At 54.5% G+C, this 22,032-nt stretch carries 19 protein-coding genes; 7 read left to right on the top strand and 12 right to left on the bottom strand.

What is annotated here, in order from left to right:
• Positions 1-64: 64 nt before the first annotated feature.
• Positions 65-1,564 (bottom strand): aldehyde dehydrogenase family protein, encoded by a 1,500-nt coding sequence (locus tag L383_RS17555; RefSeq protein ID WP_014883694.1) that lies wholly within the window; start codon positions 1,562-1,564, stop codon positions 65-67.
• 240 nt (positions 1,565-1,804) lie between these two features.
• Here L383_RS17555 and feaR point away from each other — a divergent pair, with 240 nt between their 5' ends.
• On the top strand, positions 1,805-2,713 hold the full coding sequence (gene feaR / locus L383_RS17560; protein ID WP_023330316.1) for a transcriptional regulator FeaR: 909 nt from the start codon (positions 1,805-1,807) through the stop codon (positions 2,711-2,713).
• Here feaR and L383_RS17565 read toward each other — a convergent pair whose 3' ends face one another.
• Genes L383_RS17565 through L383_RS17575 form a run of 3 tightly spaced genes read right to left on the bottom strand, consistent with a single transcriptional unit; the run spans position 2,714 to position 5,866 of the window.
• The gene (locus L383_RS17565; protein ID WP_023330315.1) at positions 2,714-3,031 is read right to left on the bottom strand and encodes a YdbL family probable chaperone protein; all 318 of its coding nucleotides are present in this window, start codon (positions 3,029-3,031) and stop codon (positions 2,714-2,716) included. It lies immediately after the preceding gene.
• Positions 3,032-3,038: 7 nt separating this feature from the next.
• The gene (locus tag L383_RS17570) at positions 3,039-3,230 is read right to left on the bottom strand and encodes a YnbE family lipoprotein (protein WP_014169918.1); all 192 of its coding nucleotides are present in this window, start codon (positions 3,228-3,230) and stop codon (positions 3,039-3,041) included.
• The gene (locus L383_RS17575) at positions 3,227-5,866 is read right to left on the bottom strand and encodes a YdbH family protein (protein WP_023330314.1); all 2,640 of its coding nucleotides are present in this window, start codon (positions 5,864-5,866) and stop codon (positions 3,227-3,229) included. Before L383_RS17575 ends, L383_RS17570 begins: the two co-directional genes overlap by 4 nt.
• Before the next feature lie 642 nt (positions 5,867-6,508).
• Here L383_RS17575 and L383_RS17585 point away from each other — a divergent pair.
• Positions 6,509-7,498: a 2-hydroxyacid dehydrogenase gene (locus L383_RS17585; protein ID WP_014883689.1), complete on the top strand. Its 990-nt coding sequence runs from the start codon at positions 6,509-6,511 to the stop codon at positions 7,496-7,498.
• Positions 7,499-7,517: 19 nt separating this feature from the next.
• On the opposite strand, the gene L383_RS17590 is transcribed toward L383_RS17585, so the two are convergent.
• Together L383_RS17590 and L383_RS17595 are read right to left on the bottom strand one after the other, a co-directional pair.
• A complete protein-coding gene (locus tag L383_RS17590; RefSeq protein WP_023330312.1) occupies positions 7,518-8,726 on the bottom strand; it encodes an MFS transporter in 1,209 nt (402 codons plus the stop codon).
• Between the two features lie 106 nt (positions 8,727-8,832).
• Positions 8,833-9,285 carry a MarR family winged helix-turn-helix transcriptional regulator gene (locus tag L383_RS17595; RefSeq protein WP_023330311.1) on the bottom strand — a complete coding sequence of 151 codons (453 nt, stop codon included), beginning with the start codon at positions 9,283-9,285 and terminating at the stop codon, positions 8,833-8,835.
• A 71-nt stretch (positions 9,286-9,356) separates the two neighbouring features.
• Here L383_RS17595 and L383_RS17600 point away from each other — a divergent pair, with 71 nt between their 5' ends.
• Both L383_RS17600 and uspF read left to right on the top strand, forming a co-directional pair.
• Positions 9,357-9,647 carry a DUF1330 domain-containing protein gene (locus L383_RS17600; RefSeq protein ID WP_014883686.1) on the top strand — a complete coding sequence of 97 codons (291 nt, stop codon included), beginning with the start codon at positions 9,357-9,359 and terminating at the stop codon, positions 9,645-9,647.
• 145 nt (positions 9,648-9,792) lie between these two features.
• Positions 9,793-10,227, top strand: coding sequence for a universal stress protein UspF (gene uspF / locus L383_RS17605; RefSeq protein WP_023330310.1), 435 nt, complete (start codon positions 9,793-9,795; stop codon positions 10,225-10,227).
• 78 nt (positions 10,228-10,305) lie between these two features.
• Here the strand turns inward: uspF and L383_RS17610 are convergent, their stop codons facing one another.
• Together L383_RS17610 and dcp are read right to left on the bottom strand one after the other, a co-directional pair.
• Complete coding sequence (locus tag L383_RS17610) at positions 10,306-12,876, bottom strand: bifunctional diguanylate cyclase/phosphodiesterase (protein WP_023330309.1); 2,571 nt, start codon at positions 12,874-12,876, stop codon at positions 10,306-10,308.
• A 297-nt stretch (positions 12,877-13,173) separates the two neighbouring features.
• Complete coding sequence (gene dcp / locus L383_RS17615) at positions 13,174-15,207, bottom strand: peptidyl-dipeptidase Dcp (RefSeq protein WP_023330308.1); 2,034 nt, start codon at positions 15,205-15,207, stop codon at positions 13,174-13,176.
• Between the two features lie 142 nt (positions 15,208-15,349).
• Between dcp and ydfG the strand changes: the two genes are divergently transcribed.
• Both ydfG and L383_RS17625 read left to right on the top strand, forming a co-directional pair.
• On the top strand, positions 15,350-16,096 hold the full coding sequence (ydfG, locus tag L383_RS17620) for a bifunctional NADP-dependent 3-hydroxy acid dehydrogenase/3-hydroxypropionate dehydrogenase YdfG (protein WP_023330307.1): 747 nt from the start codon (positions 15,350-15,352) through the stop codon (positions 16,094-16,096).
• Positions 16,097-16,187: 91 nt separating this feature from the next.
• Complete coding sequence (locus tag L383_RS17625; RefSeq protein ID WP_014883681.1) at positions 16,188-16,874, top strand: GntR family transcriptional regulator; 687 nt, start codon at positions 16,188-16,190, stop codon at positions 16,872-16,874.
• Between the two features lie 34 nt (positions 16,875-16,908).
• Here the strand turns inward: L383_RS17625 and L383_RS17630 are convergent, their stop codons facing one another.
• Positions 16,909-17,340, bottom strand: a complete 432-nt coding sequence (locus L383_RS17630) for a universal stress protein (protein WP_014883680.1) — start codon at positions 17,338-17,340, stop codon at positions 16,909-16,911.
• 288 nt (positions 17,341-17,628) lie between these two features.
• Between L383_RS17630 and ydfZ the strand changes: the two genes are divergently transcribed.
• Positions 17,629-17,832 (top strand): putative selenium delivery protein YdfZ, encoded by a 204-nt coding sequence (gene ydfZ, locus L383_RS17635; RefSeq protein ID WP_014883679.1) that lies wholly within the window; start codon positions 17,629-17,631, stop codon positions 17,830-17,832.
• Positions 17,833-17,875: 43 nt separating this feature from the next.
• Here ydfZ and L383_RS17640 read toward each other — a convergent pair whose 3' ends face one another.
• The 3 genes from L383_RS17640 to L383_RS17650 form a co-directional block, all read right to left on the bottom strand.
• The gene (locus L383_RS17640) at positions 17,876-19,339 is read right to left on the bottom strand and encodes a mannitol dehydrogenase family protein (protein ID WP_023330306.1); all 1,464 of its coding nucleotides are present in this window, start codon (positions 19,337-19,339) and stop codon (positions 17,876-17,878) included.
• A gap of 220 nt (positions 19,340-19,559) precedes the next feature.
• A complete protein-coding gene (locus L383_RS17645) occupies positions 19,560-20,927 on the bottom strand; it encodes an MFS transporter (protein WP_014883677.1) in 1,368 nt (455 codons plus the stop codon).
• Between the two features lie 70 nt (positions 20,928-20,997).
• Complete coding sequence (locus L383_RS17650; RefSeq protein ID WP_023330305.1) at positions 20,998-22,020, bottom strand: Zn-dependent oxidoreductase; 1,023 nt, start codon at positions 22,018-22,020, stop codon at positions 20,998-21,000.
• Between the last annotated feature and the right edge of the window lie 12 nt (positions 22,021-22,032).

Here is a 22,032-nt window from a genome sequence, read left to right as displayed (position 1 = left end):
TACCCGGCCTACAAAACCAGAGAAAGTAGGCCGGGTAAGGCGTAGCCGCCACCCGGCTTGTTTCTTAATACCGCACGCAAACCGACTTCGTCTCACACCATCCGTCCAGCCAGTCCGGGCCAAAGTCGCGACCGGTGCCGGACTGCTTCATGCCGCCGAACGGCAGGTTGGCGTCGATCAGCGTATGGCTGTTTACCCAGACGGTGCCCGCCTGCAGCCTGTCGGTGTACTCCAGCGCCTTGCTGATATTCTGCGTCCAGACGCTGGCGGTCAGGCCATATTCGGTGTCGTTTGCCAGCTGAAGCGCCTCTTCACCATCGGCAACGCGCACCAGATTGACCACCGGGCCAAACACCTCTTCGCGGGTTAAGCGCAGCGCGGCATCCGGGTTGACCACCAGCGTCGGCGAAACGTAATAGCCTTTCCCTTCCGGGCCACGGTTACCGACAATCAGCTCTGCGTGGCGAGATTGCGCTTCATCGAGGAAAGTCTGCACCTTGTCACAATGCGCACGCGACACCAGCGGGTTGATAAATGCTTCCGGGGACATACCCGGCCCGACGCTCAGGGATTTCACCGCCTGTTCGAAGCCGCTGACCAGCGTGTCAAACAGCGGCGCTTCAATGTAGATACGGGAACTCGCCGCACACACCTGCCCCTGGTTCAGGAAGCTCCCGGTCATCAGGCCTTCGATCACCCACGCCGGGTCCGCATCTTTGAGTACGATAGCCGGGTTTTTGCCCCCCAGTTCCAGGGTCACGCCTGTCAGGGTATCTGCCGCCGCGCGGGCAATTTGCTTGCCCGTCGCCGTTGAGCCGGTAAAGCTCACCTTTGCAATATGCGGATGCGAGGTCAGCGCTGCGCCGCACACCGCGCCGCTCCCGGTCACCACGTTGAATACCCCGTCCGGAATGCCCGCTTCACTGGCCAGTTCCGCCACGCGCAGCATGGTCAGCGGCGTGGTTTCTGATGGCTTGATGACAATCGAGCACCCCGCCGCCAGCGCAGGCATCACTTTCCACATCCCAATCATCAGCGGGAAGTTCCAGGGCACAATCCCGGCCACCACGCCAACCGGCTCTTTACGTGTCCATGCCTGATAACGCGCCCCCTGTGGCAGGGGAATAGAAAGGTCGAGGGTTTTGCCTGCGATTTTGGTGGTCAGCCCGGCGGTATAGCGCATCCAGTTCAGGGTACAACCCACTTCAAAGAGACGGGAAATGTTAATCGATTTCCCCTGCTCCAGCGTTTCAAGCTGGGCCAACTCCTCGCTGTGCTGTTCAACCAGATCGGCGAAACGGAGCAGGATCCGCTCGCGCTCCGCCGGTAATTTTCCGGCCCAGCTGCGGGCAACAAAAGCACGCCAGCCGGACATGACGGCACGGTCAACGTCATCGACGCTGGCATCGGCCGTCGAGGCAATCACCTCGCCCGTGGCCGGGTTATAGACGTTGAGCCGCTTTTCGCTGTCCGACGCGGCCTGACGCCCTTCAATCCACAGGCCATGATGTCGGTCTAAAAACTGCTGCACGGCAGGCTGAATAGCCACCTGGGATTCAGACATAGGATACTCCTTCGTTATTATTCGCAGGGTGTTCATCCAGTCTAAGAGGGGTTTCGCATTCTCGCTTTTGTCTCTGTGACATTCGCTTTGCCACCTGTGACAGGTGCCGCAAATCGTGATAATTCCACCTTATATCGCTGTTCCCGATGAGTGTTCTTTCCTATAGTCAGCCCAGAGCTCTGACAAAACGCAACATAAATGCAACAATGCGAAAACATTGACGGTGCAGTGAGAGAAACGATGGCGTGTGCAAGCGAGCAGGAACAGTATCAGCAGTGGCTGGCGCAGATTAACCAGGTGTGCGGGCGTTTTAATGCACAGCCCACCGGGGGAAAATTCGTCGGCGAACTGGAGACCAGCTATGCGCGCAGCCTGAAGCTCAGCACCGTCACCGCCGGCGGCGTAAATCTGTTCCGCTCCCGTCAGGAGATCAAACAGAGTAATGATGCCTGGTTCTATACCGTCTTCCAGCTTGAGGGCAGTGCGGAAATTGAACAGGATGACCGTCGCACTGTGCTCCGAACAGGCGATATCACGCTGCTTGACGCCTCCCGGCCCTGCTCAATCAACTGGCAGGAAAAATCCCGCCAGATTTCGCTGCTGGTACCCCGCCAGATTATTGAGCAACAGTGTCGTTTCCATGAGATTAGCTGCGCGCTCGCCCTCTCTCGCTCGCTGCCAACGGTACAGCTGAGCCATCGCCTGCTGATGGAAAGCATGAACAACGCCGACCTGAGTGACCGGGAGAGCGAAGCCGCGCTCGAAGCCATGGTCTGCCTGCTGCGCCCCGCGTTTCAGCAACGCGACGTGATTCAGCCGCGCAAGGAACGCCAGTTCCAGCATGTCGTGGCGCTGATTGACGATCATATTCAGTCTGACTCTCTGCGCCCGGAGTGGATTGCCGCCGAGAGCGGGATGTCCGTGCGCAGCCTCTACCGCATGTTTGCCGAGAAGGGGCTGGTGGTCGCGCAGTACATTAAAAACCGTCGGCTGGATCTCTGTGCGCAGGTGCTGCGCTCTGCCGGGGATGATGAAAAGCTGGCGGGAATTGGCTACAGCTGGGGATTCACCGACCATAGCCATTTTTCAACGGCCTTTAAGCAGCGTTTTGGCGTCTCGCCCGGTGAATACCGCAAGCGCCACCGCTAGCTATTTTTTCAGCCATTTACCGTTAATTCCCTTCACGTATTCGCCCGGCTGCGCACGGGCAACCAGTTTTTGCCCCGCCATTTTCGCCACTTCATCGACCGGTAAATTATTGCTGTCGGCCAGCTTCTGATAGCTCTCGGTGCGTGCCGCGTTAATACGGTTTACCAGCGCCAGCGTTTCAGCATCTTGTTGGATCGGGGCAATATACCCGCTGAGTGTTTCCCCCACGCGCCCCTGCGCCCGGGCATCATTTAAGGTCAGCGCAGCCGCCTGCGCATTCATCCCCAGAGCCAGTAGAATCAGAGCTAAACGTTTCATGGCATCCTCAGAACAGATCGCTGCGCGATTTCAGCAGGGTTTCAACGTCTTTATCGACCTTAATGTGGATCTCGTGTTCGATTTTGACATTCATATTGATGGTAATCGGCTCTTTCGGCGCAGCGACTTCAATACGCGGCGTACAGCCGGTCAGTAGCGCAGCAACGGCAACGGTGAGTACACCAGCCATCTTTTTCATTGTTGTTCCTCACTTTCCTTGCCAGTCGAACTGCGGAGACCGGGTATCGCCGCGTGTTGCTCAAACCAGGTTTGCAGGTTGTCTCCAAAACGCAGGCTGCGCCAGAGGGTAAAGACATTCTCGTCATGGGTATAGTTCAGGTTGACGGAGCTGCTTTTGCCATCCACACGGCTGGTTCCCTTGATGGTCGCCTGCATGGTTAATTCACCCAGGTTATCTAAATTGATTCTTGTCCACGAACGAGAAATTTCCATATAGCGGAGCCAGTTGATCGCGGCACCCGCAACCATATTATCTTTCACGATGGCATCCGCCGTATCTTTGTCGATACGCAGCGTCATTGGGCCAGGGTTGGTCAGCCAGCCATCTTTAATGATCCATTTTTCATTGTCCAGCCAGAATGGCAGCGCCCCGCTTACCGGGCCTGACATGGCAAACTGTTTAGGATTGACGGCGCCGATCAGTTCACTTGACGAGATATTGTCCACGCGAAGCAGCGCCGGATCGTGCTGCGGCATCCGCAACTGCTGCATCGTAATCTTCCCGCCGAGGGTTTCCACTTTCACGTTGGTAAGCAGCAGCGGATTGTCCTCCGTCCAGGGATAATCGCCCTGTAGATCGGCGGTAATATTGCGCGCGGTCACCAGGTTTTCCACTTCGCCAATACGCAACGTAACCGGGCCGCGCGTGCCCAGGGACCAGGTCCCCTTGCTGAAGCGGAACGGCAGCACAAAATCGACACCGTTGATCTGGTTATCCGGCATCCAGGCGCTACCGGCTTTCAGCACGCCGTGCCCCCCAGCCTCAAAGCCCTGATCGGCCGCCGCCGAGAAAGCCACCTGCGCATAGAGTTCCCCGTCACGCAGCGTCATTTTCCAGTCCGGAGGGATCAGAGGCTGGAACACGGTGAGCGACTGTTTCGGCCACCAGGCCTGCCCGCGAAGACGTTCACCATCCCAGCGACCATTCACCTGTACCGGGCCAATTTTCTCTGCATGGAGGTCGCCCTTAAACTGGAACACCGTCGGATCGGTGCCGTCGACGCTAAAGGTCAGCACCGACGGTGGCAGCGTGCTGCCACCGGAGAAACGGGTTTGCCCGGCATTGAGCGCCAGCGCGCCGCTGAACGTCGGCTTTTCGGCGTCACGGAACCAGCGCACGGGTTGATCCAGCACCAGACGCGGCGTGCTGACCTCCATGGTTCCATACTGGAGCTTGTCAAAACCGGTGGAGAGCGCCGTGAGCTCAATGAGTTTGTCACGCCACTCGCCTTTCCCGGCGACATCCCAGCGGGCATGCATCGGCGTAAAACTCCCTTTTCCCCAGTAGCGCCACTGCCAGAGACCGCTGTCGGGTAAAAAGTCGTTCGCCTGCCCGTCCAGATGCAGTTCAAAATCGCCCATCTCGTTTTCATGGGCACGCAGGATAGCCTGTAACCGCCCGTCCACGCCCTTCTGCGTCAGCTTCACACCTGCCAGCGGCCAGCGGATTTCATCGATATCAAGCGAGTCAATGATGCGCCCGCGCGAGCGAAGCAGTGCGCCCGGTTCAAAGGCGAGTTGCGGTTCATATACGCTGCCGGTCAGTGTTGCCGGCAATTTGGCATAAAGAATGAGGTCGTTTTGCTTCGCCTCACCGCTGAGATGCAGCGGCATGTCGCTGTTTTCCATACTGAGCCTGCCTGGCCCAATATTGAGTACCGCGTTGCCTTTCCCCGCATCACCATGGGTAAGCACGTTCAAACGCCCGGTCAGGGTGGCTTTCTCAAGCCCCTGCTGCCAGTTATCGGCGCGAAGCGAAACGCGTCCGCTCAGCGGCATACCGGACAGATCCCAGTTCCAGCGCCCGTCGCTGATGTTCAGCTGTTCCGCCGTAACTTGCCACGGCAGATCGAGCAGTGGATCAGGGTTGTCTCGCGCCATCACCACCAGTTGTCCACGGTTGTCTTCCCAGTCCAGATCGGCATCGACGAGAGACGTCAGTTGTGGCACGTTAAAGGTCGCCACCGCGTGGCCTTTTACCGGCACGCCATCCGGCACCAGCGGCAGAGTGAACTCCCCCACCAGTTTAATGGGCTGCGGCTGATCGGGTAGCTGAACATCGAACTGGCTGACCGAAAGCGTCTGGCCGCGAAGCGTTCCTTGAATGCTCACCCGCTCGCCTTTATAGGCTATCTCCTGGCTGGACGGGGTCAGCGAGGCCTTCAGCTCACCCTGCCACTGCTGCCAGGGCGAGAGGGTGAGACGGTGAATGGTCAGCCAGGTATTCGGTAATACCGCCTGCCACTGCGCCAGCGTTTTGGGGGCAACGGTCGACGGCGCGGATTGGGGAATTTTGCTGAGGCAGACGGAGTTAAGATCCAGCGCGCCGATATCCAGCTGCCAGCGGCTCGGATGTGACAGCGTCACGTTCTCAATGCGAGCAATTTCGCACTCTTCAACCAGATAGCGGAGATCGGGGATCACCAGCGCATGACGAGTCAGTTTAGGACTCTCTTCGAAAGCGATACGCGTCCCGACGGGAAGCCAGATTCCGGCAAGCGTCGGTACCCACTGAGCGAGCGTCATCAGCAGCGTCAGCGGCAATAAAATGAACAGCAGTAAAAGCGCAAGTGCGGCTTTGTATTTACCCTTCATGGGCAGTTAATATCCTGATTTAGCGAAAGAATTAAGCCGACGATGCTGAACATTGTCGCATGTTTAGCGGGTCAATTGAAGCCAAAGGCAAGTTTAAGGATAGAAGCTGTAGCGTTAAGTTGCGAAGCTAGTACCTGTTACGAGGTATCGCCAGGAGGTAAAGCATGGCAAATATTAATGACCCCCAATACACGGAGTCATACCGCCATGGGTCAAAGTTGATATGCAGAAAACCGCTCACAAAGTCCTGGCCATTGGCGAACACGTTGAGTTGTATGGCAGCACTGGCTAACACAAACAAGGTGTAAGCAATGAAAAGAGGATATTTTCTAGCTCTTTCAACTTTGAGTTTACCTCTGTACAGCAACAATAAAAACGCAATAGATATAATGAAATAGTACAAGGCAGGCAACATTGGCGGGGATAAAGACAACTCCAGTTGTAACGGCATACATTACTCTCCATCTCTGCCTGAAAATCCACCCGATTCCTGATGTTTCTGGCATTAAGAATATCATGGAGTTAGGGTAACAAGATGCTCTAGAATAATTCATAGAACTTATTGAATTCAATAATATTTTAGAAATTGTAAGATAATTTTAATCATGCTAACGTGAATGCAAAATCACTGGAGAAAGTCTTATGAAACTCGCGGTATATAGCACAAAGCAGTACGACAAAAAGTATCTGCAACATGTTAACGAAGCTTACGGGTTTGAGCTTGAATTTTTCGACTTTCTGCTGTCCGAAAAAACCGCCAAAACGGCGCACGGCTGTGAAGGCGTCTGCATTTTTGTTAACGATGACGGCAGTCGTCCGGTGCTGGAAGAGTTGAAAAAACAGGGAGTGAAGTATATCGCCCTGCGCTGTGCAGGCTTTAACAACGTGGATCTCGATGCGGCGAAAGAGCTGGGGCTGAAGGTGGTGCGCGTTCCGGCCTACTCCCCGGAAGCCGTCGCGGAACATGCGATTGGCATGATGATGTCGCTCAACCGTCGTATTCACCGCGCTTATCAGCGCACCCGTGATGCCAACTTCTCGCTGGAGGGGCTGACCGGCTTTACCATGTACGGTAAAACCGCAGGGGTGATCGGGACCGGGAAAATTGGCGTCGCTGCCCTGCGGATCCTCAAAGGCTTTGGCATGCGTCTGCTGGCGTTTGATCCGTATCCAAGCGCCGCGGCGCTGGAGATGGGCGTGGAATATGTTGACCTGCCGACCCTGTTCTCGCAGTCTGATGTGATCTCCCTGCACTGCCCGCTGACGCCGGAAAACTATCACCTGCTGAACCAGGCGGCGTTTGACCAGATGAAGGACGGCGTGATGATCATCAACACCAGCCGTGGTGGCCTTGTTGACTCTCAGGCCGCTATCGAAGCGCTGAAAACCCAGAAAATTGGCGCGCTCGGGATGGACGTGTATGAGAACGAACGCGATCTGTTCTTTGAAGACAAGTCTAACGATGTGATTCAGGACGACGTGTTCCGCCGCCTGTCTGCCTGTCATAACGTCCTGTTTACCGGTCACCAGGCGTTTCTGACGGCTGAAGCGCTGATCAGCATTTCAGAAACCACGCTGGGTAACCTGCAGCAGCTGGAAAAAGGCGAAACCTGCCCTAACGAGCTGGCATAAGTATGACGCCGGGTGGCGGCTATGCCCCACCCGGCGTACTGTCTGTTTCCCAGGTTCGGTGAGCAACGCGCCACCAGAGCAGGACGGCCACCAGCGCAATCGCGCTCAGCACGCTGAATGCCGTCGCAAAGGAGTAATGCCCTGCTATCGTGCCGGTTAGCGCCGGGCTCATCGATGCCCCAACGCCCTGCATCAACATCACCACGCTCTGCCCGGCATTGACGTGCCCGCTCCCTCGCAACAGCACAACAATAAACGACGGTACCACGACGCCGAGGATGCCTGCGGCCAGCCCGTCGAGAATTTGCACCGGGATCATCATCAACGGCGCGTCCGTGGACGCCGCCAGCGCCGCACGCACCGGCATCACCAGCAGCGCCAGCATAATTAATCGCCAGTAGCCGTAGTGTTCTATTCTCCGTGCGACCCAAATGGCGACGGGGATCATCACGGCCTGAGAGATAATGACAGTGCCCGCTGCATACAAGCCGGGGTTGATTGAGGCGGGTGCCGCCGCAACCCTCATGCTGAGCATCGGTAACAGCGCAGCGTTCGCCAGATGAAACAGGAGCAGCGTCAGTCCGGTAACAAACAGCGCCCGGTTTTTAATCAGCACCGCAAAGCCCGGAACAGGCAGGTTCGCTGAAGAGGACAACCCGCGCGCGGCATTGTTGTCGATATCCTTATTGCGAATGGCAAGCAGCGCACACAACGTTAGCAACGTCGTACAGGTCATCAGCAGGAAAATTCCGCCGACGCCCCAGTACCAGGCAATGCCACCAGCCATCAGTGCGGTCATAAAATTGCCCGCATGATTAAACGCCTCATTTTTGCCCATCTGCGCGCTGAACCCACTCTGGCCGGTCAGCCCTAAGGTAATTCCGGTGATCAATGGCCCCACAAACGCCGCACAGATGCCGGTGATAATTTGTGAAACGGCGACAACGCCGCTCTGCTGGCTAAACCAGAGCAGAAGCGTGCTCAGGGTGATCAACAGGCAAAGTAGCGCGAGTACAGCGCGTTTGTTTCGGGAGGTGTCGGTGATGAATCCCGCCGGGAGCGTGGCCAGTAAACCCGCCAGCCCACCCGCCGTCATCAGAATACCAATATCATCAGGCGTCCAGTGACGTTCGGTGAGAAAAATACCGAGAAAAGGGCCGAGGCCATCGCGGACATCCGCAATGAAAAAACTGGTCAGGCATAACGCCCGCAGCGAACGAAGAGACATACTGCCTGCCTTTACAAAGGGTCGCCTGAAAAAATTAAAACGTAGTATACCCGGCATTGCGCGGTTTGGTACGTCGCGTCGCAGGTACGGATTGTCGCGGATCGCGTCATAAAGAAGCAGTGGCTTTGCCCAGGCTTCTCATCATATTCGTCGTCAGGCTAAGTTGTTCGCTCCCCATCTGATGGGACAGTTCTTCCATCGCTGCCTTCCATACCGGAATGACCTGTTCGAGCAGGCTCCAGCCCTCTGCTGTGAGGGTGAGTCGTTTACCGGCACGCCCCCGGCCTCCCACCGCGTCGATAATGCCGCGGGACACCATACTACCTATATTTCGACTCAGCGTGGTGGCATCTACCCCCGCCCTTGCGGCCAGTTCTGCAACGGTTTCATTGGGTGCACCTCCGATCCCAACCAAAAGACTGAACTGCTCTGCGGTCAGACCAAACGGTCTTAAGCAGGCGTTGTAATAGCGTGTAATAGCCCGGGCAGTGGCTCGCGCCTGAAACACAGGACAGACTTCCGGAATGGTCTTCAGCAGCGCCACATCGATGTTGTTCATCTTTTCATCTCGACAATCAATACAATCTCAAATACTGTATATACACTATTAATCAGATTTGAGGAACAGTGATGCCCGCATTCGTCCACATCAACTTACGTATTATTGACCCTGCGCGACAGGCCAGCCTTGCCCCCCGCTTCACATTAGCGTTAGAGGAAGCGGGAGGGAAAATTGTGCATTTTGGTTCGGTTGCAGAAGTACTCGAAGGCGATGAAGCCCCGTTACCCTATGCTGGCATTTTTGAATTCCCGACTTTAGATCAGGCGCTTGCTTTCTATCATTCAGAAAAGTATGCGCCGATTAAGGCTGAACGCCAGCTAGCCCAGCAGGCCAGGATGTTCATCGTCACGACAGGCTGAACGCGTCATTGACCCCATGCCGGGAACGTTCGCCTGTATAGCTATCACAGAACCGAAATTTGTCTCCGTTATGACAACCTGCTCTCTGTTTTCCTGGAATTAACGGTCTAACCTGAATTGTGTAAAAAACACTCAGGAGGGACAAATGTACAATTCAATTTTGGTTCCAATTGATATTTCCGAAGATAGCCTGACGCATATGGTGATTCCTTTCGTTCAGGCTCATACCGCACTTAACACAGCTAAAGTCCATTTTCTTACGGTCATTCCTTCGCTACCTTATTATTCATCTTTAGGCCTGCCCTACTCCGTGGAGATGCCGAAGCTAAAAGAGTTCCAGCATGCGGCTTTAGAAAAACTGGATGAAATCGTTAAGCAATTTAAAATTCCGCCAGAAAAGGTGCAGACGCACGCCGTTACGGGATCGCCAAAAGATCAGATCCTAAAACTCGCGGACACGATCGGCGCCGACCTGATCATCATCGCCTCCCATAAGCCTGACATATCAACGTATCTGTTAGGTTCAAATGCGGCGGCAGTGGTGCGCCACGCAAAATGCCCTGTGCTGGTCGTAAGATAAAAAACCGGGCGAAAAGCCCGGTTTTTTTTTCGCTGACGCTTCCCTGTCCCAGGGGGCGCGGAAGATGCAAAAACGCGTTTATGTATTCACCAGGTTGGCGTTTAAATTGAGATCGGCAATGGCAGCGGGTTTACCAAGTAAATATCCCTGAACTTCATCACACTTATTTTTTTTAAGAAAAGCCAGCTGTTCGCTGGTCTCCACTCCTTCAGCGGTCACTTCCATGGAATAGGCTTTACCCAAATCGATTATCTTCTCGACTACCGATTGGTTCTGTGGCGAATCCGCTAAGGTAAAAATAAAGCTTTTATCGAGCTTTAGCCCATCAAACTGAAACTTTCGAAGATAGCTCAGAGAGGCATAGCCGGTACCGAAATCATCGATCAGAATCCGTACGCCCATTTTTTTGAGGGCTTTCATGGTGTGCAACGTTTTTTCTGGATCGGAAAGCGTGACATTTTCAGTCACTTCTATTTCCAGCCTGGTGGGTTCAAGTCCCGTTTCGTGAAGAATTTCTTTTACTCTTTCAGCCAGATCGCTCGCCTGGAATTCAATAGCCGAAATGTTGACTGATACCGATAACCCCGGCAATTGATCTTTGGCCTCCGTACACGCTTTACGAATGACCCAGTTGCTGAGGCTAATAATCAGCCCTGTTTCTTCAGCCAACGGGATAAACTGATCGGGCATCATGGTTCCTCGATCCGGGTGTTGCCACCGGACCAGCGCTTCGACGGCATCTGTTTTCGAATATCGGAGGTTATAACGCGGTTGATAAACCAGATAGAGTTGGTCTTCGCGAATGGCGGTCTTCAGCTCCAGTTCGAGTTTTCTGCGTTCGGTCAGCTTTTCCGACATATCCTGGCGATAATAGACCCATCGGTTTCTCCCGGATTGTTTTGCCTGGTAAAGCGCAATGTCAGCATAGCGCAGAAGATCGTTTGCGCTGTTGCCGTCTTGTGGGGCCAGTGCAATCCCCATGCTTACCCCTATTGTCACATCATTGCCATCAATGGTGAAAGGACGGTTGAGTTCTGACACGATGCGCTGGCACACCTCTTCAATCTGGTCTGTCTGGCTGGTGTTACCGAGGAGCAGCATAAATTCATCCCCGCCCTGTCGTGCAACAAAATCACCGCTCCGAATACAGCTTTTAAGACGTAAGGCGACTTCGCCAAGCAGAGCGTCGCCGGTGGAATGCCCAAAAATGTCATTGACGGGTTTGAACTTGTCCAGATCCAGGCAAATCATTGCAAAGGGATAATTATTGACGCCTTCATTCGCTAACCGGCCCGCCAGAAACTCCTTAATATGATACCGGTTTGGAAGCCCCGTTAATTCATCATGCCGTGACAGAAATTCCACACGTTTAGTTGCTTCCACTTCCAGAGAGACATCTGTTGCCGCGCCCCGTAAAACCACCGAACCATCAGGCTGAGAAGAAAATTTAGCCAGAAGCGTGCAGTAGGACGTGGATTGCTGATAGTTAATATAAGGGCAATTCTTAAATTCGAAGCGTCCAGTTAATTCCCGGTGGCGGACACGATCATGAAGTAAGTGACTTGTCGACGGAAAGAGCTCATCCAGCCTGCGGCCGATCCATTGACTATGTTCATATCCCGTTACCGTGGAGAAACGACCTGATAGCCATGTAATCTTTAACGATAAGTCAGTTTCCCAGAACCAGTCGCTGGTTGTTTCACTGACATCCCTGAATCGTTTTTCACTGGTGATAAGATTCAACCGTGCCTGCTCAAGGAGAAAGGCATTTTCGTCATGAATTCTCGCCTTGTGCATAATATGACGCATAAGGATCACCGTCATCGATATTGTCAGCAGTACGGAAAGAATGAGTAATGGCAGGAAATAAACGATCAGCGCCTGGCCAGGATTTTCACTGTCCCATAAAATATGCACATCACCATTTGGCGTGCTTATGGTCAATGACGTCTGATTATTCACTTCATTGGGTGAAATGCGAACATTTTTGATGGCGGCATCATGCCCAATCGCAAGGAGTTTTTTAGCCGTTAATTTGTCGACAAACACCATGACTGAAGGCCTGCCCGGTAACGGTTGCACACTCGAATCATCACCCGTTGTTATCCATTCAGCAGAAACAATGGCCGGTATGCCGTCGATAAGCGTTAGCATGGACACCGGCACCCCCTTTTTTTTGCTCAGTTCACTGAGTAAACGGTCTTTTGTGGATTGACCCAACCAACGCTCCAGATCTTCAGGTATCCGTTTCCCTGAAATCACGCTGTAGCGCGTGGCGCCTTCCGGAGAGAGAACAAACACCCCCTCATAGCCAAAGTTATCATACAGAGACTTGCCAAGATTCTGCTTATCCCATGCCCAGTGCATGTCAACATTCTGATGAAGATGTTTGTAGGCATCCCCCCACTCGGCATAGTCTTTCAAATGGCTACGGATGCTCTCCTGTCGGGTATCTAACGCTTTTCTTAGTAAGAAATCATCATGCGAATCGCTGATTTCATTAACATTATTTTTTATTATCAACAAAGAAATTATTGCCGCCGCAAAAATAGCGATCAGCAACGTTACAACATAGGTAAAGGTTTTATTTATCAGCCTCTTAGAATGCTCAGCATCCGTAAAGCCAGGAGTGGTCAGAGGTAGGGTCATCTTTCGCCTTCTTAACTGCTATAACGTCGATTTTTTTGTTATCCTCATTTATCGGCATAAAAGGGCAAAAATTTAGAATTAAAAAAGACATTTGAAAGAAGATTTTATTTCTTACAACCCAGATCAAATTATTAACAGTTCTCGAATGTAGCGCTTTGTCCCTATTAATAAAAAATCCTTTTATCGGCGCGTTCAATTTCACCCGTTATCTTTCAAAAGCATGCTAAAATATCGCTGATTAAAGGGTATAAAAAACCGGGCTTCACGCCCGGTTCTTTTTTTCAGCCCAAATGGACACTATTCACTTAACCCACGATTCTCCAGCATCGGTTCAATCCTCGGATCGTGCCCGCGCCAGCTCCGGTAAAGTTCACCTAAATCAGTGCTATTCCCGCGCGACAAAATCGCCTCGCGGAATTTCTGTCCGTTTTCACGCGTCAACCCGCCCTGCTCGACAAACCACTGATAGCCATCGTCTGCCAGCATTTGCGTCCACAGGTAGGCGTAATACCCCGCCGCATAGCCACCGCCGAAGATATGGGCAAAATAGCTGCTGCGATAACGCGGGGGTACCGCGGGCAGGTCCAGCCCCTCTTTTTTCAACGCAGCCGTTTCAAAGGCTTCGACGTCAGATACGGCTTCACTGATGGCGTGCCAGTTCATGTCCAGCAATGCCGCACCCAGCAGCTCCGTCATGTCATAACCCTTGTTGAAATGGGTCGCGTTGAGCATGCTTTCCCGCAGCGCGTCCGGCATCGGTTCACCGGTTTCATAGTGACGGGCGTAGCGGGTAAATACCTGAGGATGGCTGGCCCAGTGTTCATTGATCTGCGACGGGAATTCAACGAAATCACGCGGCGTATTGGTACCGGACAGCGTGGCGAAGCGCTGGCGGGCAAACAGACCGTGCAGGGTATGCCCAAACTCGTGGAACAGGGTAATTACGTCGTCCCAGGAGAGTAACGCGGTGCCCCCGTTACCCGGTTTTGGGTAGTTACAGACATTGTAGATAACCGGGCGGGCAGAAAACTCAAAAGATTGTTCGACGAAATTGCCCATCCAGGCTCCGCCCTGCTTGGAATCGCGGGCAAAGAAGTCGCCGTAAAACAGCGCCATCCCTTCACCGGTATGGTCGAAAATTTCCCATACGCGAACGTCCGGATGATAAACCGGAATATCGAAGCGTTCCACGAAGCGGATACCGAACAGCTGGCTGGCCGCCCAGAAGACGCCGTCATGCAACACGGTATTGAGCGCAAAGTAGGGCCGGATCTGCGACTCATCAAGCGCATATTTCGCCTGGCGCACGCGCTCGGCATAAAAGGCCCAGTCCCAGGCCTGCACGGTGAAACCGCCCTGCTCGTCATCAATCACTTTCTGAATATCGGCCTGTTCGCGCTCCGCACGGGCACGGGCGGCAGGCACAATGCCGCGCATAAAAGCCAGCGCGGCGTCGGGGGTTTTCGCCATCTGGTCGGCAATACTCCAGCTGGCGTAATCCTCAAAGCCCAGCAGGCGAGCCTGACGCGCACGGAGCGCCGTCAGACGCAGGATCAGCGTGCGGGTATCGTTTTCATCCCCTTTCTGGGTACGCGTCCAGCCTGCGTTGAACAGGTTTTCACGCGTCTGCCGATTGCGCAGCGCAGAGAGCGCAGGTTGTTGAGTCGTATTCAGCAGCGAGATCAGCCAGCGGTCGTTAAGCCCTTTTTCCGCGGCCGCCTGCGCGGCGGCGGCGATCTCTTCTGCACTGAGCCCCTCAAGCTGATGCGCATAATCCACCACCAGCCCACCCGCTTTATCTGCGGAAAGCAGACGCTGGTTAAACTGGCTGGTCAGGGAGGCTGCCTCGGTGTTCAGCGCCTTCAGCTCGGCTTTTTCTGTCTCATTCAGACGCGCACCGGCCAGAATAAACCGCTGGTACGTCTCCTCGACCAGCCGACGGGACTCGGCATCCAGCGCGCCGCGATCTTGCCAGACGCTCTCAACGCGGGCGAAAAGTGTGTCATTCAGCCAGATGTCATTCGCCAGCGCGGCAAGTTCAGTGGAAAACTGCTCCTCTAACTCTTGCAGGTACGGATTGGTATGCGCAGAGGTCATGGCGAAAAAGACGCTGCTGACGCGCGAGAGCATAACGCCGCTTTTCTCCAGCGCCAGCACGGTATTATTGAAGTCTGGCGCGGCGGTTTGCGAGACAATCGCATCAATGTCCGCCCGCTTCTGACGCAGCGCTTCATCGAACGCCGGACGATAGTGACTGTCGTTAATCTGATCAAAATGGGGGGCCTGGTAAGGCAACAGACTGATTTCAAAAAAAGGATTCGTGGCCGTCATCTTTCACTCCTCAGAACGGATATCTTCCCAGAGTAGGCCAGGCCGCCATCACCTGCAATGCTGTCATACAAATGTTGCCTTAACGCACCCTCTGCGGCCGTGCTATGTTAGTACAACACAAAAAGCGTTGAGGAACAGTGAGATGATTATTTTAGTTACCGGGGCAACGGCGGGTTTTGGTGAATGCATCACGCGTCGCTTCGTCGCCAACGGGCACAAGGTGATTGCAACGGGCCGTCGTCAGGAGCGCCTGCAGGAGCTGAAAGACGAATTAGGTGACAGCATCCTGACCGCACAGCTGGACGTGCGCAACCGCGCAGCCATTGAAGAGATGATTGCTAACCTGCCTGCCGAGTGGCGCGCCATTGATCTGCTGGTCAACAACGCCGGACTGGCGCTGGGCATGGAGCCCGCGCACAAAGCCAGCGTTGAAGACTGGGAAAACATGATCGACACCAACAACAAAGGGCTGGTCTATATGACTCGCGCGGTGTTGCCGGGCATGGTTGAGCGTAATCGCGGTCACATTATCAATATTGGTTCTACCGCCGGGAGCTGGCCTTACGCGGGCGGCAACGTCTATGGTGCGACCAAAGCGTTTGTCCGTCAGTTCAGCCTGAACCTGCGCACCGATCTGCACGGCACCGCCATTCGCGTTACCGATATCGAGCCGGGTCTGGTGGGCGGCACCGAATTCTCCAACGTGCGCTTCAAGGGTGACGATGCGAAAGCGGATAAAACCTACGAAAATGCTAACGCGCTGACGCCGGAAGATGTCACTGAAGCGGTCTGGTGGGTGGCGACGCTGCCTAAGCACGTCAACATCAATACCGTGGAAATGATGCCAGTCACCCAGAGTTTTGCCGGACTTAGCGTCCATCGTGGCTAAATAAGCCCCACCCGGCCTGCGGGCCGGGTCTGTTTCGGGTTCGAAAAGAATGGTAGTATGTTCAGGCTAACTCTCTGACAAATGACAACTCATGGCCGCTGAATCGCAACTCAATCCCACCCAGCCCGTAAACCAGCAAATCTATCGCATTTTGCGACGTGATATTGTCCATTGCCTGATTCCGCCGGGAACGCCGCTTTCTGAAAAAGAGGTCTCGGTGCGTTTTGACGTCTCCCGTCAGCCGGTGCGTGAAGCGTTCATTAAGCTTGCTGAAAACGGCCTGATTCAGATCCGCCCGCAGCGCGGCAGCTACGTAAACAAAATTTCACTTTCTCAGGTGCGTAACGGCTGTTTCGTTCGCCAGGCTATTGAATGCGCGGTCGCCCGCCGGGCGGCAACGCTTATCAATGATAACCAGTGTTACCTGCTGGAGCAGAACCTGCATCAGCAGCGTATAGCGATCGACCGTAAACAGCTCAACGATTTCTTCCAGCTCGATGATGAATTCCACCAGAAACTGGCACAAATAGCGGATTGTCAGTTGGCCTGGGATACCATTGAGAACATCAAGGCCACTATAGACCGCGTGCGTTATATGAGCCTCGATCACGTCTCCCCGCCGGAAATGCTGCTCAGACAGCATCACGATATTTTCAGCGCGCTGGAAAAACGCGACCCGGACGGCGTGGAGAAAGCGATGACGCTGCATTTGCAGGAAATCAGCGAATCCGTGCAGCTTATTCGTCAGGAAAACAGCGAGTGGTTTAGCGAGGAATAATATTCGCCGCACCCTGTTGGGCACGGCGTTGGGTTTAGCGAACGACTAACACCGGAATCGTGGCGTAGCGCAGAATGGATTCCGCATTCGATCCCAGCAGATGGGTGGTGATGCTCGGGTTTTTCGACCCGATGACAATCGCATCGTATTTCCCCTCCTTGCTCAGCTTGATAATTTCATCGCGAACGTTGCCAAAACGAACCATGCTGTGAATATTCTCTGGGGCAATATCAAACAGTCTTTTTAATTCGTTCATTTTCTTCGCGGATTCAGCGGTCATATACTCTTCAAACTTTTTGATATCGGCATTGAATCCGCGCAGCAGAGACCGACTGCTGGCAGGCAGAATGTTGACCAGGGTAATTGATGCCCCCTCTGCCTTTGCAAGGCTTGCCGCGTGGCGAACCGCTTTGTCGCTCAAATCCATTTCAAACACATCTACAGGCATCAAAATGTTCTTATACATAAGCCTGACTCCTTATTACGATGAAAGGGTTATTTCCTGTACCCAGAATGGCAGCAGGAATATAAACCAATCCTAAACGCTTCCATGTTGAAACTATCAATAAATGAAAATAACGGTCTGCTTTGTAAATTGCTGTCGCGAACCGTCAGCACCTCATGTCATTAAGAAAAAAGTGTGACTTTGATCAAAAACAAAAACATCACTTGCAGACAGGCGTATTTATATGCCCCGTGAACGGTGAAACCTGAAATACCGCCGTAACGGATAAGTTAGAGAGGAGAAAATACCATGATGACATACGACCGTAACCGCAATGCAATTACCACTGGCAGCCGCGTGATGATTAGCGGCACAGGCAAAACTGGCGTGATTAAAGCGATCCACAGCGACGGGCTGGATGCCGCGCAGGTGCGCCGCAGCAAAACGGTGGAAGTGGAAGGATGCGAAGGTAAGTTCGAGCCGATTGAGCTGATTCGTCTGGGTATGCACTAAGTTGTGCGCTGACATGCCGCCGCGCACGGCGGCATGTACTGAATTACCGTTGAGACGCGTACTGCGCCACGGTAGCTTTCGCGCCCTTTTGCACCAAAGACCGGTACGCGGTCATCACCGCATCAACAAAGACCGTCTCACGCGGTAATTCTTTGCCAAAGATAGACTCAATGCCGAGCAGTGCACGCACGCGGCTTTCCCCTTCAGCACTTCCCTTCACTGCCGCCTGAATCACCGCCAGTTGCGGATCGCTCACCTCGATGGCATTACCCTGCTCATCCACTCCGCCGACATAGCGCATCCAGCCCGCCACGCCCAGCGCCAGCAGGGGGAAAGGTTTCTGATGCACCAGATGCCAGCGCACGGAATCTAACATGCGTTGCGGGAGCTTCTGGCTGCCGTCCATCGCGATTTGCCAGGTGCGATGACGCAGAGCCGGGTTGCTGTAGCGGGCAATCAGCAGATCGGCGTAATGTCCTAAATCGACGCCTTTCACCTTCAGGGTCGGCGCCTGCTCGTGGAGCATCAGCGCGTGAGCCGCAACGCGGTAATTCTTATCTTCCATGCAGTCGTTGATATGCTGATAACCGGCCAGATACCCCAGGTAAGCCAGGAAGGAGTGGCTGCCGTTAAGCATGCGCAGCTTCATCTCTTCAAACGGAATGACGTCTGATACCAGCTCGGCCCCGGCTTTTTCCCACGCAGGACGCCCCGCCACAAAGTTATCTTCGATCACCCACTGGCGGAAGGGTTCACAGGCCACGCCCGCCGGATCACGCACGCCAGTGAGCTGTTCGATTTTATCCAGCGTATCAGGCGTGACCGCAGGTACGATGCGATCCACCATGGTTGACGGGAACGTGACGTTAGCCTCGATCCAGTCCGCCAGCTCGCCGTCTACCGCCCGGGCATAGGAGCAGGTTACGTTGCGCATCACATGACCGTTTTCCGGCATGTTGTCGCAGGACATCACGCTAAAAGCCGGTAACCCCGCCGCTTTGCGACGCGCCAGCGCTTCCACCACCACACCCGGCGCGGACGTCGGCTGATGCGGGTTTTGCAGGTCGGCGGCGATGAATGGATGATCGAGCATCAGTTGCCCGGTTGCGGGAGAGTGACAGTAGCCCTTCTCGGTAATGGTCAGTGAAACAATCGCCACCTGCGGTTCGCACATCGCTGCCAGTACGGTCTCCAGCCCGTCAACCTGCGCATGCAGGGCCTTTTTGACCACGCCCACCACGCGGGATGTCCACGCATCGGCGGACATCTCCGCTACGGTATAGAGGTTATCCTGCGCCTTCAGGTCGGCAATCTGCTGCTCGCCGCCAATCAGGTTGACCTCACAGTAGCCCCAGTCGCTGCCATAATCAGACGCGAGGATGTCGGCATACACCGCCTGATGCGCGCGGTGAAAGGCGCCAAATCCTAAATGAACAATGCGTGCTTTAAGGCTGTCGCGATTGTACTGAGACAGCGTCGCTTTGGCCTGTAATAACGTGTTTTCCATGATTAAGACTCGTTAATTAGAAAGCTGTGGATCGCTGCCGCTTGTTATAAAGCGGCAGCGCCTGCTGACTACACCAACTAGAATGGCAGTTGGGGTAAAAAAATCTCTGCCATCCACCATACTGATACTGCCATTTGAGATTTTGATTTATATTAACTTTTGTTCAGGTGGTGTGACACAAAGACAAAGTTGTGTGACAAGTCACGCAGGCTGTGTACCATTACCGCCGTGACGATACCGTGCCGTAGGCCACAGGCTCTTTTGGCGTGGCCTCCGCAGCATCTTCCGCTGCGCTCAAATCACGATCCCGCACTTCGGGCATCAGGCAGGCCGAGACCAGACCAATCACAGAGTAAGCCACCAGCATGGCCACAATCGGCCACCAGGAACCGGTCATGTTACAGAAGATCCCCGCCAGCACCGGACCAAACCCCACTGCCACCAGACCGCCCGCCTCTTTGGAGATAGCCATCCGGGTAAAGCGATTTCGCGAGCCAAACATCTCCGCCATGGTGATATTTTCCAGCGCAAACAGCCCCAGTACCGCGAAATTATGGATAACGATGATGGAGAGCATAATGGTTCCCGGCGCATAGCTTTTATCGACGATGATCGACAGCATCGGGTAGGCCAGAATAATGGCGGAGATATTAAGGATAATGTACGGCAGACGGCGTCCCACTTTATCGGACAGCCAGCCCAGCAGCGGGATAGAGATAAACCCAAGAATGGAGCTTATCATCAGCGCGTCGGTGGGAATGGCTTTATCGAACAGGAGAGTCTGGACCAGATAACCGGCCAGAAACGTCTGAATCAGACCCGAGTTGCCCGCCTGACCGAAACGCAGACCGGTCGCCAGCCAGAAAGATTTACTTTTCACCATGGCACCTAACGATGTGTCCGGCTGCGCGGTTTGCGCATCGTTCACTTTCTCAAAGACCGGGCTTTCCTTGAGGTTCATACGCAGCCAGATGGCAAAGATCATCACCACGACGCTGGCGAGGAACGGCACGCGCCAGCCCCAGGCGAGCAGCTGTTCGCGGTCGAGGGCAAAGAACATAACGGCCCAGATAGCGGTCGCGCTCAGCGTCCCGCAGTTAGTCCCCATCGCCACCAGCGAGGAGATGATGCCGCGTTTACCTTTCGGTGCATACTCCGCCAGCATGGTCCCGGCCCCGGAGATCTCTGCCCCTGCCCCGAGTCCCTGAATGATGCGCAGCGTCACCAGCAGTACGGGCGCGAAAATCCCGATCTGTGCATAGGTGGGCAGCACGCCAATCAGCGTGGTGCAGATCCCCATCATGGTGATGGTGATAAACAGTACCTTTTTACGGCCAATGCTGTCGCCCATGCGACCAAAAATAAAGGCGCCGACGATACGCGCGATATAGCCTGCGCCGTAGGTTCCCATCGCCAGGATCAGTGCCATCGCAGCGGACTGTTCCGGGAAGAAGATTTCATGAAATACCAGGGCGGCACCCAGCGAGTAGAGCTGGAAATCCATGAACTCCAGCGCGGTGCCCAGCCAGCCTGAAACGGCGGCTTTCACCAGATCGGAGGTGGTTCTTTGAGGTTGTGCTTGCGTCATAATGGCTATCTCTGAAAGGTAAGATGCGTACCACATAGAGCCCGTCTTCGCGGGCTCTTCACCGCGTGAATTATTCTGGGTTGAACGTGAGCAGGACCTTGCAGCACTGCCTCTGGTCTTTCTCAAACAGTTCAATGGCGTCTGTTACATGGTGATAGTCAAAGGTATGGGTGATCAGTTTTTCCGGGTCGATCAGTCCTTTTGTCAGCCAGTCGATGACGACCGGGAATTTATTGGCGTTCAGGCGCGAGGAGAAAATCGCCAGCTCTTTGCCGGTGATGCCCTGCTGAACAATCTGGCTCGGTTCGCTGGAGAAGCCCATCAGCACGATGCGCGCCGCCGGCGAGGCCAGGGTTATCGCTTCCTGTAAAATGGACGGATGACAGGCGGCATCAATGATTAACGTCGGTTTGATGCCTTTCTCGTCCAGCGCGGCCTGCAACGACTGCTCGCCGTTATTAAAGACCCAGTCCGCGCCGCTGCGCTGGGCCATTGCCAGGCGTTCGTCTATGCGGTCAACCACAATCACCTGTTTCACCTTATCGACGCCCTTCAGCGCCTGCACGGTGACCAGCCCCATCGGGCCTGCGCCGTAGATCAGCGCCACGTCCTGTTCACCAGGGTTGGCCTGCCCCGTCACGTTGGCGGCAATGGTAAATGGCTCAACCATGACGGCGTGTTTATCCGGGATCGCATCCGGGATCCGCCAGGCATTTTTTGCGGGTACCGTTGCATATTCGCTGAAACCCCCGTCGCGGTGAACGCCCAGCACCACCAGCGAGGTGCAGACGTTTGGTTTTCCGACGGAGCACGGGTAGCAGTGTCCGCAGCTGATCACCGGGTCAACCGACACGCGTTCTCCTGACCGGGACGGATCCACGCCCTCGCCAACGGCATCGATCACGCCAAAAAACTCGTGGCCAATCACGCGCGGATACTTCGCAAACGGGTTATGCCCGCGGTAAATGTGGCTGTCCGAACCGCAGATCCCGGCGAGTGTGATTTTGACGCGCACTTCGCCTGCGCCTGGCTGCGGGCGTGGACGCGCTTCAATGACCAGCTGGTTCGGCTGTTGAATGACTATGCTTTTCATCGTTCGCTCCTC

The sequence above is a fragment of the Enterobacter sp. MGH 37 genome, assembly GCF_000534515.1.
In the GTDB taxonomy this organism is placed as follows: Bacteria; Pseudomonadota; Gammaproteobacteria; order Enterobacterales; family Enterobacteriaceae; genus Enterobacter; species Enterobacter kobei.
The sequence above is the reverse complement of the archived record's forward strand: the minus strand, read 5'-3'. Positions and strand labels throughout refer to the sequence as shown.